This window comes from Cytobacillus sp. FSL K6-0265, from assembly GCF_038003465.1.
Taxonomy (GTDB): Bacteria; Bacillota; Bacilli; order Bacillales; family Cytobacillaceae; genus Cytobacillus; species Cytobacillus stercorigallinarum.
Window position 1 is genome coordinate 1,273,050 of sequence record NZ_JBBOPE010000001.1, and the last position, 15,675, is coordinate 1,288,724.

General features: G+C 36.0%; 20 protein-coding genes. 14 read left to right on the top strand and 6 right to left on the bottom strand.

Annotation, left to right across the window (positions count from 1 at the left end; genetic code table 11):
* The first annotated feature begins 174 nt into the window (after positions 1-174).
* The 8 genes from MHH73_RS06490 (at position 175) to MHH73_RS06525 (ending at position 6,269) form a co-directional block, all read left to right on the top strand.
* Positions 175-1,320: an ABC transporter substrate-binding protein gene (locus MHH73_RS06490; protein ID WP_191817151.1), complete on the top strand. Its 1,146-nt coding sequence runs from the start codon at positions 175-177 to the stop codon at positions 1,318-1,320.
* A 30-nt stretch (positions 1,321-1,350) separates the two neighbouring features.
* Positions 1,351-2,226 (top strand): branched-chain amino acid ABC transporter permease, encoded by an 876-nt coding sequence (locus MHH73_RS06495; protein WP_191817152.1) that lies wholly within the window; start codon positions 1,351-1,353, stop codon positions 2,224-2,226.
* A 15-nt stretch (positions 2,227-2,241) separates the two neighbouring features.
* Positions 2,242-3,219, top strand: coding sequence for a branched-chain amino acid ABC transporter permease (locus tag MHH73_RS06500; protein ID WP_191817153.1), 978 nt, complete (start codon positions 2,242-2,244; stop codon positions 3,217-3,219).
* The gene (locus tag MHH73_RS06505; protein ID WP_191817154.1) at positions 3,191-3,964 is read left to right on the top strand and encodes an ABC transporter ATP-binding protein; all 774 of its coding nucleotides are present in this window, start codon (positions 3,191-3,193) and stop codon (positions 3,962-3,964) included. Before MHH73_RS06500 ends, MHH73_RS06505 begins: the two co-directional genes overlap by 29 nt.
* Positions 3,957-4,667, top strand: a complete 711-nt coding sequence (locus tag MHH73_RS06510) for an ABC transporter ATP-binding protein (RefSeq protein WP_191817155.1) — start codon at positions 3,957-3,959, stop codon at positions 4,665-4,667. The genes MHH73_RS06505 and MHH73_RS06510 overlap by 8 nt, the downstream gene beginning before the upstream one ends.
* Positions 4,668-5,007: 340 nt before the next feature.
* Positions 5,008-5,589, top strand: a complete 582-nt coding sequence (locus tag MHH73_RS06515; protein ID WP_191817156.1) for a TetR/AcrR family transcriptional regulator — start codon at positions 5,008-5,010, stop codon at positions 5,587-5,589.
* 15 nt (positions 5,590-5,604) lie between these two features.
* Positions 5,605-5,958 (top strand): DMT family transporter, encoded by a 354-nt coding sequence (locus tag MHH73_RS06520; protein WP_191817157.1) that lies wholly within the window; start codon positions 5,605-5,607, stop codon positions 5,956-5,958.
* The gene (locus tag MHH73_RS06525; protein WP_191817158.1) at positions 5,958-6,269 is read left to right on the top strand and encodes a DMT family transporter; all 312 of its coding nucleotides are present in this window, start codon (positions 5,958-5,960) and stop codon (positions 6,267-6,269) included. The genes MHH73_RS06520 and MHH73_RS06525 overlap by 1 nt, the downstream gene beginning before the upstream one ends.
* 44 nt (positions 6,270-6,313) lie before the next feature.
* On the opposite strand, the gene MHH73_RS06530 is transcribed toward MHH73_RS06525, so the two are convergent.
* On the bottom strand, positions 6,314-7,147 hold the full coding sequence (locus MHH73_RS06530; protein ID WP_191817159.1) for a squalene/phytoene synthase family protein: 834 nt from the start codon (positions 7,145-7,147) through the stop codon (positions 6,314-6,316).
* A gap of 368 nt (positions 7,148-7,515) precedes the next feature.
* Between MHH73_RS06530 and MHH73_RS06535 the strand changes: the two genes are divergently transcribed.
* Both MHH73_RS06535 and MHH73_RS06540 read left to right on the top strand, forming a co-directional pair.
* The gene (locus tag MHH73_RS06535; RefSeq protein WP_191817160.1) at positions 7,516-9,246 is read left to right on the top strand and encodes an ABC transporter ATP-binding protein; all 1,731 of its coding nucleotides are present in this window, start codon (positions 7,516-7,518) and stop codon (positions 9,244-9,246) included.
* On the top strand, positions 9,236-11,053 hold the full coding sequence (locus MHH73_RS06540; protein ID WP_318245529.1) for an ABC transporter ATP-binding protein: 1,818 nt from the start codon (positions 9,236-9,238) through the stop codon (positions 11,051-11,053). The genes MHH73_RS06535 and MHH73_RS06540 overlap by 11 nt, the downstream gene beginning before the upstream one ends.
* 68 nt (positions 11,054-11,121) lie before the next feature.
* Here the strand turns inward: MHH73_RS06540 and MHH73_RS06545 are convergent, their stop codons facing one another.
* Complete coding sequence (locus MHH73_RS06545) at positions 11,122-11,250, bottom strand: YfhE family protein (protein ID WP_191817161.1); 129 nt, start codon at positions 11,248-11,250, stop codon at positions 11,122-11,124.
* An 80-nt stretch (positions 11,251-11,330) separates the two neighbouring features.
* Here MHH73_RS06545 and MHH73_RS06550 point away from each other — a divergent pair, with 80 nt between their 5' ends.
* Positions 11,331-11,471, top strand: a complete 141-nt coding sequence (locus MHH73_RS06550) for a hypothetical protein (RefSeq protein WP_191817162.1) — start codon at positions 11,331-11,333, stop codon at positions 11,469-11,471.
* Between the two features lie 174 nt (positions 11,472-11,645).
* Here MHH73_RS06550 and MHH73_RS06555 read toward each other — a convergent pair whose 3' ends face one another.
* A complete protein-coding gene (locus MHH73_RS06555) occupies positions 11,646-12,557 on the bottom strand; it encodes a TIGR01777 family oxidoreductase (protein WP_191817163.1) in 912 nt (303 codons plus the stop codon).
* Between the two features lie 102 nt (positions 12,558-12,659).
* On the opposite strand from MHH73_RS06555, the gene recX reads away from it, so the two are divergent.
* Together recX and MHH73_RS06565 are read left to right on the top strand one after the other, a co-directional pair.
* Positions 12,660-13,469, top strand: coding sequence for a recombination regulator RecX (gene recX / locus MHH73_RS06560; RefSeq protein ID WP_191817164.1), 810 nt, complete (start codon positions 12,660-12,662; stop codon positions 13,467-13,469).
* 15 nt (positions 13,470-13,484) lie between these two features.
* The gene (locus tag MHH73_RS06565; protein WP_191817165.1) at positions 13,485-13,811 is read left to right on the top strand and encodes a YfhH family protein; all 327 of its coding nucleotides are present in this window, start codon (positions 13,485-13,487) and stop codon (positions 13,809-13,811) included.
* Between the two features lie 35 nt (positions 13,812-13,846).
* Here the strand turns inward: MHH73_RS06565 and MHH73_RS06570 are convergent, their stop codons facing one another.
* Complete coding sequence (locus tag MHH73_RS06570) at positions 13,847-14,005, bottom strand: YpzG family protein (RefSeq protein WP_191817166.1); 159 nt, start codon at positions 14,003-14,005, stop codon at positions 13,847-13,849.
* 19 nt (positions 14,006-14,024) lie between these two features.
* Complete coding sequence (locus MHH73_RS06575; RefSeq protein ID WP_191817167.1) at positions 14,025-14,195, bottom strand: small, acid-soluble spore protein K; 171 nt, start codon at positions 14,193-14,195, stop codon at positions 14,025-14,027.
* A gap of 120 nt (positions 14,196-14,315) precedes the next feature.
* Here MHH73_RS06575 and MHH73_RS06580 point away from each other — a divergent pair, with 120 nt between their 5' ends.
* The gene (locus MHH73_RS06580; RefSeq protein ID WP_191817168.1) at positions 14,316-14,585 is read left to right on the top strand and encodes a YfhJ family protein; all 270 of its coding nucleotides are present in this window, start codon (positions 14,316-14,318) and stop codon (positions 14,583-14,585) included.
* Positions 14,586-14,658: 73 nt separating this feature from the next.
* On the opposite strand, the gene MHH73_RS06585 is transcribed toward MHH73_RS06580, so the two are convergent.
* Positions 14,659-15,639, bottom strand: coding sequence for a metal-dependent hydrolase (locus MHH73_RS06585; RefSeq protein ID WP_191817169.1), 981 nt, complete (start codon positions 15,637-15,639; stop codon positions 14,659-14,661).
* Between the last annotated feature and the right edge of the window lie 36 nt (positions 15,640-15,675).

Sequence of the window (15,675 nt, forward strand, 5' to 3'; positions counted from 1 at the left end):
ATATTATATACAATCATCTATTGATATTTTTGTCTATTTCAGACAAGAAGACTGAAGTGAAAATAAATGCAATTCCTTAACAGAATTTTTTAAATATTTTATTTACAATGCAATATATTTATATTTTAATAGTAATATAGTTTTAAAGTTTTTACTCTCTGGGGGGCTAATAAAATGAGACAAGTATTAAAAAAATTCGTAGGAGTAGCTGCGGTATCTAGTATGTTATTACTTTCTGCTTGCGGTAATAGTGGGGATCAGACAAGTGGTAGCGAAGGTGGAAAAGTAGAAGCAGATATTGGTGTGGTCTCCTTCTTAACTGGCTCAGGTGCTGCATATGGTGAAGCGATACAAGGCGGTTTAAAGTTAGCACAGGAAGAAATAAATGCAAAAGGTGATGTGAAAATCAACCTAATCTTTGAAGATTCAGCAGGTAAGCAAGACCAAGCCTTAACTGCTGCTCAAAAATTAATTAACTCAGATAATGTAACAGCAATTATTGGGCCGACACTTAGTACAGAAATGAATGTCGTTGGACCAGAAGCGGACTTAAGTGGTGTGCCGATTATCGGAACGTCTACAACTGCTGAGGGAATTCCTCAAATTGGCGATTATGTTTTCCGTAATTCTATTCCTGAAGCGTTGGCTATTCCTGCATCAATGCAAAAGGCAGTAGACAAATATGATGTAAAAAAAGTCGCTATTCTTTATGGCAATGATGATGTGTTTACAAAGTCTGGTTATGACACGATGAAAAAAACAGCTGAAGAAATGGGACTTGAAGTTTTAACGACAGAAACGTTCCAAAAAGGTCAATCGGATTATAATGCCCAATTAACGAAGATTAAAAATTTGAATCCCGATTTAATTCTTGCTTCAGCGCTTTATAACGAAGGGGCAGTCATTATGGACCAAGCACGAAAAATGGGGATTGATGTCCCATTTGTTGGTGGAAACGGATTCAATTCTCCGGAAGTTATCAATATTGCTGGTAAGTCTTCAAATGGGTTGATAGTAGCAACACCATGGTATAGCGAAAAAGAAGATGAAAAAGTACAGGAATTTGTTACGAAATTTGAAGAGGAACATGGTCATGTTCCAGATCAATTCGCTGCTCAAGCCTATGACGCATTATACATCTTAGCAGATGCACTTAAAAATGCCGGTAGTTCAGATCGTGATGCTGTAAAAGATGCATTAGCTAAAACAAAGGATTTTGAAGGAATTCTCGGTAATTTCTCTTTTGACGAAGAGGGAGATGTATTAATGGACCCTACGGTGTTAGTAATTGAAGAAGAAAAATTCGTTGAATTTAAGTAAGAAGAAAAATGTGTTAGAAGGTGAGACACCGTGTTAATAGAACAATTAATTAATGGACTGACATTGGGCAGCATTTATGCAATTGTTGCCCTTGGATTTACTTTAGTATTTGGCGTATTAGGTATTATCAATATGGCACATGGCGAGATCTTTATGTTTGGGGCATTTATTGGAGTAATGATTACATCGACATTAAATGCCCCCTTATGGGTCGCTTTTCTAGGTGCGATTATCATTACGGCTATTATGGGTTACTTATTGGAGAGGTTTGCTTTAAGACCGTTAAGGCATAAACAAGGTGTATCACATCTAGCTCCACTAATAAGTACAATAGGTGTTTCTATTCTGTTAGAGAACTTATCACACCATCTTTTTGGTGCAGGGAATCATCCATTCAGAACAAGCTTTGCTGAAATCAGTTTTCAAATTGGATCAATTACCATTTATTTAGTACAAATCGTTATTTTTGTCATTTCTATCGTGTTAATGCTCGTATTAACCTTTTGGTTAGGTAAAACCAGAGCTGGAAAAGCATTAAGAGCAACGGCAGAAAATCTAGAAACGGCGAGTCTCTTAGGTGTCGATACGAAAAAAACCATTTTGATGACAGTGATCATTGCTTCAGCTATGGGTGGAATAGCTGGTATATTGGTCGGCATGGCTTTTAACTCAGTAACGCCGCAGATGGGTCTATCAATGGGCTTAAAAGGTTTAGCAATTATCATTCTTGGGGGAATGGGCAGTGTGAGAGGTGCCATGTTAGGTGGCCTCATTTTAGGATTAGCGGAAACCTTCATCGTTGTATACGGAGATTCAGGCTATCGAGATGCTATTGCATTCTTAGCAATTATTATTATTCTTCTCATTCGGCCGCAAGGGTTGTTTGGCCAGAAAATATCAACGTAAGAAGGTGAACGCAGGATGCTAGCAGAATTAATTAATCCGTACTATTTACAAGTAGGTTGCTTTATTTTAATTAATATTATTTTAGGTATCAGTGTATATATAACTTTATCAACAGGACAGTTATCATTGGCGAATGCTGGTTTCATGGGAATTGGCGCTTATACATCAGCACTATTAACGATTCATTTTGATTTGCCTATTATTATCGGTATTATCATCGGTGCATTAGTTGCCGCTTTATGTGGAGTACTAATTGGTATTCCAACATTAAGGCTTCAGGGAGTTTATTTAGCCATTGTAACCTTAGGTTTTGGAGAAGTTATTCGTGTTATTTTTGTCAATTGGGAAACCTTAACGAATGGCTCAGTAGGTATATCAGGAATCCCTCATATAGGTAGAGAAATACTGAAAACATTACAAGGGTTTGGCTTTCAACCGATGTCTATTGGATTACAAAATAATCAATTTATATTTTTAAGTATTTTTATCCTCCTATTATTAATTACCATCTTTGTGATTTGGTTTTTCAGAAGACAGCACCAATCAAGAGTGGGGAGAGCTTTTGCGGCGATTAAATTAGATGAAAAAGCTGCGGAATCAATGGGTATCAATATCACTTATTATAAAGTTTTAGCCTTTGCGCAAGGTGCACTTGTTGCCGGGTTTGCGGGTGCAATGTATGCTCATATACTTGCTTATATTAGCCCAGCCGATTTTGCCTATCATCGTGCGGTGGAAATTTTAATCTTTGTTGTGTTCGGTGGTAGTGAAGTGATTTGGGGTCCAATATTCGGAGCATTCTTCTTAACATTAATGCCTGAAGTGCTAAGGTTTATTAGTGAATATCGCTATATGATTTATGGACTGATCATCATTATTATGATGGCTGTCCGCCCACAAGGACTTATCGATGTGCCATTATTGAAGGCTTTAAGTAAAAAGGGTAGAAAAAGGGGGCAGAAGCATGGTACTGGAAATCACAAAAGTATGTAAAAATTTTGGTGGATTAAGTGCTTTGACTGATGTTACCTTCTCAATAAATGAAGGAGAAATTTTTGGTTTAATAGGGCCAAATGGAGCCGGTAAAACAACGATGTTCAATTTGATCACGTCCATGTTTACACCAACTTCAGGCCAAATTACTTTTAAAGATGAAGATATAACAACGATGAAATCCCATCATATTACTGAAAAAGGGATATGCCGGACGTTTCAGAATATCCGCTTATTTCCCGAAATGTCGGCACTAGAAAATGTCATGGTCGGGCAACATTCCCGCACTCGTTCAGGGGTATTAAAAAGTGTCTTTCGTACAGTGTCACAAAAGAAAGAAGAAGCAAAAATTAAAGATATAGCTGAAGAACTTTTAGACTTTGTCGGATTATCTACTTTTTCTGATCTCACTTCAGATAATCTCGCTTATGGACAACAAAGGCGACTCGAGATTGCACGCGCACTTGCCAGTGAGCCAAAAGTACTCCTGCTTGATGAACCGGCAGCTGGTATGAACGAGACTGAGACAAGTGATTTGTTTGATTTAATTAAGAAGATTCAACAGAAGGGTATAACGGTTTTAATTATTGAACATGATATGCCACTTGTGATGAAATTATGTGATCGCATAGCTGTATTAAACTTTGGCAAAAAAATTGCAGAAGGTACTCCGCTTGAGATACAGAACCACCCAGAAGTAATTGAAGCTTATCTCGGTAAGGAGGAGGAAGATCAATATGCTTGAAGTTAGTGGTATTCATGCAGGTTATGGGAAAATTCAAGTGTTAAAAGATGTATCGCTAGAAGTGGAAGAAGGAACGATTGTAACCATCTTAGGGGCAAATGGTGCTGGGAAATCAACCACAATGAAAAGTGTATCCGGATTATTAAAACCTTCTGCAGGGAAGATCTCTTTTCTTGGTGAAGATGTAACGGGGTTACGTCCTGATCAGCTCTTAAGAAAGGGGATTGCCCTCGTTCCTGAGGGAAGACAGATTCTTGCAGGTATGACAGTGCTAGAGAATTTAGAAATGGGTGCTTATCATAGGAAAGATTCCGAGATAGACTCAGATTTAAATAAAATGCTTGAGCGCTTTCCTATTTTGAAGGAACGTGAAAAGCAGCTTGGGGGGACATTATCTGGTGGCCAACAGCAGATGCTTGCCATTGCTCGAGCAATTATGAGTAGGCCGAAATTGTTGTTATTAGATGAGCCTTCTATGGGATTAGCTCCCCTTGTTGTGGCCGATATTTTTAAAATCATTAAAGAGATTAATCAATCAGGAACGACTGTATTATTAGTAGAACAAAATGCGAGACAAGCTCTAAAGATATCAGATAAAGGTTATGTGCTTGAAACGGGGAAAATGGTTGCAAGTGGCAATGCAACAGAATTATTAAGTGATGCCCGTATTATGGAAGCGTATCTTGGAAAGAGATCAAGTTAAGATGATGTAATTACCTCCACATCAGAAGACTAGAGGAGATCTGTTAAAAAACGGTCCCGCTAGTCTTTTTAGTTTGTAAATTTGTCTCAGTTTGATATTTGTAGAGGTTTATCAAAAAGAGGCGACAATAAATTGGAAGCGAAATGAAAAAGGAATTTGGAGATAATGAGAAGATGGGCTTCATGGATGTTAATGGACTTGAGTAGTATCTATTAAAAGTGAAACAAGGTCAAAGAGGGTTGACGATTAAAAGTGAAGGAATGAAAGTATTGATTGACTTTCATTTTATCCTGTGAAATAATCTACCTAACGGTCGTTAGTTAAGGGAGTGTGATAATTGATGAGTGCAGAACTTATTCGTGATGTTGCGCTAGTCCATTTTGCAGATAAGGGATATGAGGGAGCATCTTTACAGGATATAGCCACAGATGTAGGTATTAAGAAACCGTCGATATATGCTCATTTTAAAGGAAAAGATGACTTGTTTTTACATGTTGCAAACTATGTGTTTCAGCAGGAAAAGCGGAAGATGATTACCTTATTTGCTTCGAGAAAAAATTATTCATTAGAAGAGAATTTAGTTTATTTTTTTGATTGGATTGTCGAGGAAAACAAGCATAACGAACATGCAAAATTTTTACTGAGAGTGTCTTACTTCCCTCCAGCGAAACTTTATAATGAGGTAATGAGAATAGTCAATCCATTCTTTGCAGATATGGAAAGATTGTTAGCAAAATATATGAGAAAACACTCGAGCGTAGAAAATGACGAAAAAAAGTATCTGGATGAAGCACTTGCTTATATTACGATTGTTGATGGTGCTGTTATTGACCTTATTTTTAGTGGAGAAGACAGCTATTACAGGAGGGTTCGAGCTATCTGGCCGATATACTTTAAAGGCGTACAAACAATAAACAACTAGAAAGAAGGGGTATAGATGACTAGACATTGGTTACTTGTACTTTTAGCAGGTGTGTTAGAGGTTGGTTGGGTATCAGGATTAAAATATGCTCAAAACACGTTGGAATGGATTGCTACTGGAATTATTATTACGTTAAGTTTTATTATATTAATTCTTGCTACGAAGCATTTACCAGTAGGTACAGTTTACGCAGTATTTGCTGGTTTAGGTACAGCAGGTACAGTAATAGTAGAAATGGTTGTTTTCGGAGAGCCATTTAAATTGATGAAAGTACTATTAATTATTATGCTTCTAGCGGGTGTAGTCGGGTTGAAGTTATTATCTGACCGTGCACCAGTAGAGAATGTTGAAAAAGGAGGATCTCAATAATGTACTGGATTGCCTTAGTTATTGCAGGTTGCTTTGAGGTTCTCGGTGTATACCATTTGAAGAAAGTAGCTGAAAAGCAATGGAAATCTATTATTTTCCTTGCTTTATCATTTGCAATTAGTTTTTCTTTACTTTCATTTGCTATGACGGATATTGCTATGGGTACTGCTTACGCTATCTGGACAGGAATAGGTACCGTTGGAGCAGCGATAGTAGGGATGGTCGTTTTTAATGAACCGAGAGAATGGAAAAGACTTGTTTGTATTGCGCTTATCTTAGGCGCAGCGATTGGCTTAAAATTAATCTCCTAGGTGTAAAAATAAAAGGCAGCGAAGCTTTTAGTCGCTGCCTTTTATTATGACGTTTTCTTTATTACTTTATTTACAGTTTCATTTACTTCATCACGAGTCATTTTTTCTCGACCGTCGACTAACGCTTTTAATGTTCCATGGGCAAGTGAGAGTGGTATTTGACAGAAATTCACGATCGTCTCTGTCTCGATATTCGCTACGTACTCGTCAGCTAGAGATAGATTTTTATGCGCATAATCAAACATATCGTCTAGGCTATAACTATCTGGGAAAAAGCTTACACCACGTTCTGCATCTTCTTTATAATTTCTTAAAATGTTTACAGCTTGAAGTCCACGACCGAATCCAATTCCAAGCTCTTTATCGGCTTCAGTTCCATCATACCATTTCCATATGTCGGTTAACATCACACCAACTAATCCTGCAACTGTATACGTATATTGATCAAGGTCCGCTTCTGATTGTATCTGCCAATCTTTATCCACCCAGTCACCCATTCCGGATGCCATGATTGCAGTTGACTCAACTACTTTTATTCTAATTTCATCTGGACAGAAGGAAATCCAATCATATAGGCGAAGAGTAACTTCTGGTAATTCGTATTCAAATGGCTTGAACATCTCATTAAAGATTTCTTTACTGTATTGAGCGGATTGAAGGGCGTCACCGATATCATGCAATAGTTTGCTTTTGATAGCTGGTTCCAAGTCAGGATGATCTTCAATTTCATCAATAGCGCGCATACAAAGGTAAGCAGATGCAACGGTTTCTCTTAGCTCTGTTACTAATAAACTGATTGGAATGAAAAAAGTACGGCTTGTCTCTCTTAATGTTTCAATAACATCATTATGTAATTGGTCGTGATTCGTATTTTTCACCTTTTATCGCATCCTTTAGTTTTATAATTTAAAGTAAGTTACTTTTTACCATGTTCTGATAACATACACCTGATGCATGTTAGTATATGGATTACAAAGGAAATTTATCATATAGTTAAAAAATTCCTTATGATTGAATAATAGGTTAATGCTTAGTAAGTATTAATAAAAATAATTAAGATAAGTATGTTAAATTATGTTTAAATGAAGAACATCTTTTGAAAAAATGAATGTTCTCTACCTCTAAAAAATTTTAACATAACATCAAAGAAATAAAAATCAGAATGAATTATTTAAAAATTATGTAAAAAGGTATATGATAGGTCATATCTATTTAGTTAAACGAAGTATTAGTTTGGGGGACAGCTATGACAAAGATACTCAAATTTATTAAACCTTATCGAATCGCAGCATATATTGCATTAATACTTATGCTTATTGAGTTATCAGTTGAATTGCTTCAACCATTATTAATCGGCAAAATTATTGACGAGGGAATTCTAAATAATGATATGAGTGTGGTCCTTTATTGGGGAGGTATGATGCTCGTGCTCTCATTAATTGCCTTCTTTTCAGGAATTACAAACTCATATTATGCAGCGTATGTTGGACAAAATTTAGGATTTAGTATTCGAAAGAAATTAATGAAAAAGGTGCAATCTTTTTCATTCACCAACTTTAATACCTTTCCTCACGCTTCCCTGATTACAAGAATGACCAATGATGTGACACAAGTGCAAAATATCGTGTTTATGGGCTTGAGAATTATGTTAAGGGCTCCTTTGCTCATTATAGGTAGTCTTATATTAGCTGTTCTAGTAAATTGGCAGTTAGCGCTTATATTTCTAATTACCATACCGATTGTAGTGGTCTTCCTAGTTGTTGTAATGACTAAAGGTGGTAAGATGTTCAGGTCTGTACAACAGAAACTGGATACAGTCAATAATGTCATGCAGGAGAGTTTAATAGGCTTAAGATTGATTAAAGCGTATAACCGCAGAACTCATGAAGTAAAGAAGTTTACGAATGTAAGTAATAACTTAAGGGAACAAACAGCAAGCGCCCTAAGATTGATGGAAGCAGCTATGCCTGCTTTACTATTCATAATGAATGTTTGTATTATCTTTATTTTATGGATTGGCAGAGAACAATTACAAGCGACAAATATAGAAGTGGGGGAAGTCGTTTCAATTATTAATTATGCTACGAGAATGACTACTGCCTTTTCGATGTTTTCATTTATCATTATGGCTTTTTCGAGAGCTCGTGCTTCATCGGAGCGGATTGTAGAAGTACTTGAAGCGAAGATTGATTTAGAAGATGAAGAAGATGGCAAAAGCCTTGAACAGTTAAAAGGAGCGGTTACATTTGAGCATGTCTCATTTAGGTACCCAGGGATGTCTTCATATGTATTAAAAGATATTAGTTTTCATGTTCGTCCAGGGGAAACTGTCGCTATTTTGGGTAGTACAGGTGCGGGTAAAAGTTCTATTCTACAACTTATTCCTAGATTATATGATCCGACTGAGGGTGCAGTTTATGTGGATGGTATGAATTTGAAAGATATTAAAATGGATGATTTACGAAAGAGGATCGGCTTTACCCCTCAAGAGTCCATCTTATTTAGTGGTACAGTAGAAGAAAACTTAGCATGGGGTAAATCAGACGCGAGTTTATCCGAAATGAAAGCGGCGGCAAAAGACGCGCAAATACATGAAACCATTACTGATCTAAAAGATGGCTATGAAACAAAATTAGGACAAAAAGGAATTAATTTATCTGGAGGTCAAAAGCAAAGATTATCTGTTGCTCGTGCTTTAATAAGAAAGCCTAATATCCTCATTCTAGATGATAGTACGAGTGCCTTAGATTTGCAAACAGAGTCCAAAGTATTGGATGCCATTGATGAATATAAATGTACTTTATTCATTGTCACACAAAAATTAAGTACTGCCAAAAGAGCGGATAAAATTATGCTTATAGATGATGGGAAAATCATTGAAGAGGGTACACATGATCAATTGATGAATACATCTGCTCTTTATCGTGAAATAGCTTATTCTCAGTCAGAACAGGGGGCTATGGATCGTGTTTACTAAAATAATGGCCCCATTTAAACAACCAAAGTTACATAGTCAAATAAATGATAGAAGGAAAAAGCAACGTAAGCCGAATGACTTCGGTGCGGTTATTAAAAGAATTTGGTCTTACCTTGCAATCTATAGAATACGGCTATTATTACTCTTTTTTATGATTGTCATTAGTTCGGCGATGTCTTTGCTTGGTCCATTTTTAGTAGGAATAACAATAGATACTTTTTTAGAAGAAAATGAAGCGATTGTTTTCGCTTGGTTATTACTAGGTTTACTTGTAACTTATATCGTTCAATCATTGTCATTATGGCTACAAAACTATTGGATGATTGGTGTGTCTCAAGATACTGTATTCAATATGCGTGCAGATCTATTCAGGCAAATACACCGCTTACCTGTCGCTTTTTTTGACAAAAGACAACTTGGTGAATTGATGAGTAGGATTACGAATGATATTGAAAATGTTAGTGCGACTTTAAATAGTTCAATTATCCAAATCATTTCTAGTGTTTTCACACTCATCGGTACGATTGCAGTCATGTTATGGTTGAGTCCGCTACTAACAATTCTCACTCTTTTAATCATCCCAATGATGTTCTATGGAATGAAATGGATTACGAAGCGCACAAGTGTGTTGTTTAAAGAGCAGCAAAAAAACTTAGGAGAAATGAATGGCTATATTGAGGAATCTATTTCTGGACAGAAATTAATCAAAATGTTTTCACAAGAAGAAAAAGTGATGGATGATTTTTTGCATAAAGCAGAAAACCTAAGAATTTCTGGATTTTGGGCTCAAACATTCTCCGGGTTTATTCCTAAATTGATGCATTTATTGAATAATTTCAGCTTTGCTGTCATCGCTGCGATTGGTGGGATACTCGCATTAAATGGTGCAGTGAGTATTGGCACAATTGTTGTTTTTACGGAGTATTCTCGCCAATTTACAAGACCACTCAATGATTTAGCCAATCAATTTAATACGTTATTATCTGCCATTGCTGGAGCTGAAAGAGTTTTTGAGCTCATTGATGAGAAGGATGAATTGGCGAGCGAAAAAGATAAGCAGAAGCTTGAAGATATCAATGGTGAGGTCATTTTTAATCATGTGTCATTTACTTACGGGGAAGATAAAGAAATACTTTCCGATATATGTCTTGAAGCCCGTCCTGGTGATACTGTTGCTTTAGTAGGTCCAACAGGCGCTGGTAAAACAACCATAATTCAACTTATCAGTCGTTTTTATGAAGTGAGTAGTGGGAGAATATTGTTAGATAATCGTGACATCTCAACAATACATAAAGAGAGCTTACGGTCCCATATGGGCTTTGTTCTGCAAGATTCGTTTCTTTTTCAAGGGACTGTCAAAGATAATATCCGCTATAGTCATCTTGAGGCAACGGATGAGGATGTTATTCAAGCTGCAATCAAGGCAAATGCTCATTCATTTATTATGAAATTACCACAACAGTATGATACGAATTTGAGTTTTAATGGCAGCGGGATTAGTCAAGGACAGAAACAATTAATTAGTATCGCCCGTGCTTTTTTGGCACAACCAAAGATTTTAATTTTAGACGAAGCGACAAGTAATATTGATACGGTAACAGAAGTGAAGATTCAACAAGCATTACAAAAGTTAATGGTTAATCGAACATGTTTTGTCATTGCTCATCGGTTAAACACTATCCAAAATGCGGATAAAATTTACGTATTAAAAGGTGGGAAAATAATAGAAGAGGGTACACATCATTCATTGATGAAAGAAAAAGGTTTCTATCAGCAATTGCAAAATAGTAAAGAAAGAAGCGTATAAGGAAAGATGCCGGAACATCAATCTTTTGGTTGGTGTACTGGCATCTTTTTTAGTTGAGCGAATAGAAATTAATGTCTTTGTTGAAGGGGGTTTTTGGCTGCGCGATCCGCACGTTTAAATTCTTTTGCATATGTAACTTCTTGCATGCTAGAAAGACCATTTAAGATCTTTTCTTTCTTCTTTTTATCATTTGCCATAACAATCACCCTTTCTTAATTAATAGTAAACTTTAATAGATTGCCCAATATTAACGAGTAACATACGAAGGAAGTAAGAGATGGGGAAGAAGGGGAGAGGGTCATACAAGCTTTGGCTTTTAGAAGTGAAAGAGGAGCCTTTAGAGTACCGGCAAAAGGCAGCAAGAAACGGCAGAGAACATGCCCTCGAAATTTCCCCCGAAAAAGTACAATTAACTTAACGGATAACCACGGCGAATGGATAAACCACCACTATTAGAAAAAATTGGTTAATAATAAATCACAGTAAACAAGGTGAAATAAAAGGTCTATTTACGCAAAAAAAGATGCGTGATCACACTTAAGAGTCACGTATCTTCTTTATTTTAATCTATTTGTATCATCAAATATTATAGCTACTGCTGATAAATATCTTCTAATGCTTCTTTTAAATGAGTAAAATGAAAAGGATAATCATGGCTCAAAAGCTTATTTGGGATGACTTTTTGCCCTTCAGTTACGAGCATACTCATTTCACCAAGAATAACTTTTACTGCAAATGAAGGAACAGGTAGCCAATGTGGTTTATGGAGCACAGCGCTTAATGTATGACCAAACTCATTCATTGTTACTGGGTTTGGAGCAGTAAAATTGACGGCTCCTTCTATTGATTCATGTTCAATCATATATATGATTGCGGAGATAACATCATTAATATGAATCCAAGAAAGCCATTGGTTACCACTACCAATCCTACCTCCAGCATAGAGTTTATAAGGAAGGGCCATCTTAGGTAATGCACCTGCATTTTTATCGAGAATAATGCCGAAACGACAACATACCGTGCGTATATTCCAATCTTTTTCGGCAGTTTTTGCTATATCCTCCCAGTTTTTAACGACAGTACTTAAAAAATCTTCACCAGAATAAGGACTTCCCTCGTCAAATGTACGCTTATCAGATGTGCCATAATAACCTACAGCACTTGCATTAATAAGGGTGTATGGCTTTTCGTTTAGATGATCGATTAGGCGAATAACTTCATTTGTCGTATGCATTCGACTATGGTATATTCTTCTCTTTCTTTCTTCAGTCCAACGACCACTGTTGATTGATTCCCCAGCTAAATTAATGAGGACATCTATTCCTTCTAGCATTTCTTCTGGTTCATCCCCTTCATTTAACCATTGAACAAAGTGGAGACCTTGTCTATCTTGCTTCTTTGCGTTATTTCTCGTAAGGATATAAACTTGGTGATTTTCTTGTAACAATTGGTCAGTTAGTTTTTGTCCAATAAAGCCCGTTCCGCCTGTTATAGCAATTTTCATGTTGACCCCTCCCAACAAACTCTCTTCTATTTTCTAATTGAATTCAATGAAAAGTGGATTAAAACCTGTTTTTTTATGGTAAAGTTAAAGTGAGGTGAGGATATGCCTACAATTACTAAAATTACGATTCAAAAGAAAAATAAAGATCGCTACAATATCTATACGGACAGTGAGCATGGAGAGACGTATGCCTTCAGTGTGGATGAAGATGTGTTAATTAAATATAATATGAAAAAAGGGAAAGAGATTGATTCCTTACTCATCGGAGAAATTCAATTCCAAGATGAAATTAGAAAGGCGTACAATACGGCCATCCATTATCTTTCTAGTAGAATGCGTTCAGAAGGTGAAGTTCGTACACATTTAATCAAGAAAGAGTATGCTGTTGACTTGATTGATGAAGTGATCCATAAATTATATCAATACCAATTTTTGAATGATGAAGAATTCGCTATTGCCTATGTGAGGACACAAAAGAATACGACAGATAAAGGTCCAAATATAATAAAACATGAATTGAAAGATAAAGGTATAGCTGAAAAAATCATACAAGATGTGATAGAACTATACCCAAAAGAAGAACAAGTTGAAACAGCCATTTCTCTTTGTCAGAAATATACGCTTAAATATAAAAAAGATTCCTCAAGAATGATGCAACAAAAAATAGAGCAAATGTTAACGAGAAAAGGCTTCAGTTATGATATGATTCAGTTGGCACTTGAAGAAATACAATTAGAGAAAGACGATGATGAGGAAATGAGTGCTCTGGTGCGTCAAGCTGAAAAATTAAGTAGAAAATATAATCATGAAGAACCATTCATCTATGAGCAAAAATTAAAGCAAGCGTTATTTCGAAAAGGGTTTCCTTTGCATTTAATTGATGCCTATTTAAAAGAAAATAAAGATGTATGAGGAGGTCTTTTTACTATGCAAGAAAAAAGATATAGCCAATTGAGTGAATATGAGCTAAAACAAGAAATTGCTCAATTAAGAGAAAAATCTAGAAAAGCTGAGCAATTAGGCATGGTTAATGAGTTCGCTGTTTTAGAAAGAAAAACAGTGATGGCTAAGTCCTATTTACTCAATCCTGACGACTTTATTGCAGATGAGATATATGAAATAGAGGGAGATCCAGGCTCTTACTTTAAAATCGATTATATGAATGGAGTTTTTGCTTGGGGCTATCGCTTAGGTGGAGATAAAGAGCAAGAGGCATTGCCAATTGCAATGCTAGGCAAGTTGAAAAATCTTTAAAAAGAGGATGACGTATTTATCATCCTCTTTCATTGTTAAGGGGTTTTTTGTAAAGTCCGCTTGAGCTTAATAAGACTTTGCGTTGGTTTTGTTTCTCCATTTACTTGGTAATGTGCTTTTTTCGGATTGAAATGTCCGGATGCAAACGGACTGTTAAATTCGTTTTCACCAAAGATTTCTTTTTTGTTTACCATGTAAATTAACCCCCTAAGTTTAAAAATCAGTTGTATTGCTATTGCGATTTGATGATGCCTTCATCCGTTCCTGTGGCTGTGTTTGTGTCGTTCCATCTGCTCTTTTGGAAGCAAACGCAGCTTTGGCACGTGGTTCACCGTCAAATTTATTGTGATTCTGATTAGGGAAATGAGCGGCTTTATTACGCATCGTATTTGCCTCATTTCTAAAGTTATTTGCGAAGCGTCTTTATTCAACTTCGCCTATTCATTAGTATAAGCAAATACGTATTTCACACACGAAAAAAATAAATTGGAAGTAGGGTAAAAGATGAATGAATTTCAAAATAAACTTCTCAATCGTTTATTGGAGATAAATAATCAATTGTCTGTTCACATTGCCAGAACATGGATTGAATTGCTTTGGGAGGATTTTGAAGCGACTTATGCGAAGGCAGGTAAGAAATATCAAGGTGAAGAGATGACTGCAAAAGTAGTCAGCCAATGGATTGAAAATCATGGTGCTAAATTACATGAGTTTATCGCAAAAAATCCAAAATATAAACATTTACTTGATGAAGATAAAAATAAAATGAATTAAGGCAAAAAGAGCTCCACCGGGTTTGATAGGCGCATATGGGGGAGCTCTTTTATGTTGTTTGCACTTTTACTTTTTAATTTGTGATAATATCTAATTTCTTCTTCAATTTCTCCTCACTAAATATCCAGCCAGTATATGAGTTAATGATCGTTAAATCCTTGTCTAAATGGGCAACAGCAACAAATGGATAATATTCATTGCTACGATACCTTAAATCGATAAATCTTATTTCCACAATATTTTCGATTGTTTCAATTTCCCATCTATACACAGGAGAAAAGGAAAGAAAAGCAGAAATATTCTTATCTTTCGTTGCTGCGTTAAAAATAGCCGTGTTTGGTATAGGTACTCGCTTAAATTGATCGACAATACGAACTTGACCTCTAAGGGCGCGTCCAACAAAAAAGCTATCTTTATTTTTTATAGCAATTCGCCATTGGTTGTATTTCATAGTTGGTGATATAATGATTTCTGTTGCGTCAGGGATGAGCTTGCGAATTTTCGCTTCAACGGATTTCTTAGCAAAATAACGGAAGACATAATAAATAAATAAAATACAATAAATAACTAGGAATGTATACCCTGGGTCCATTCCGAATATCCACAGAAACAAACCGAACACATGCAAGGCAAAGATAAACGGATCAAATGTATTTATCATACCTAATGCTACCCATCTTGATGAAAATGGCCTTAAAGCTTGTGTACCATAGGCGTTAAAAATATCGACAAATACATGTAAAAATACAGCTATAAAGGTCCATAACCAAAGGTGAAAAAGATTTGTTTCCGGAAAAAATAAAAAAATTCCACCTGTTATAAGTAATGGCCAAAGTATCACGGCTGGAATGCTATGAGTAACACCCCGGTGGTTTCTAATATATGAAGCGTTATTTTTTAATTTTAATATGGTATCGATATCTGGTATTTGTGAACCTATAATTGTGCCGACCATTACACTTGCCGCGGTTATTGAACTATTGGCAACAACGGGATCAAGTGTTGCAAGTCCTCCGAGCGCGAGTCCCATGACTACGTGAGTTCCAGTATCCAAAAGAGGAATTCCTCCTTTTTGTTTTTAACATTTTAT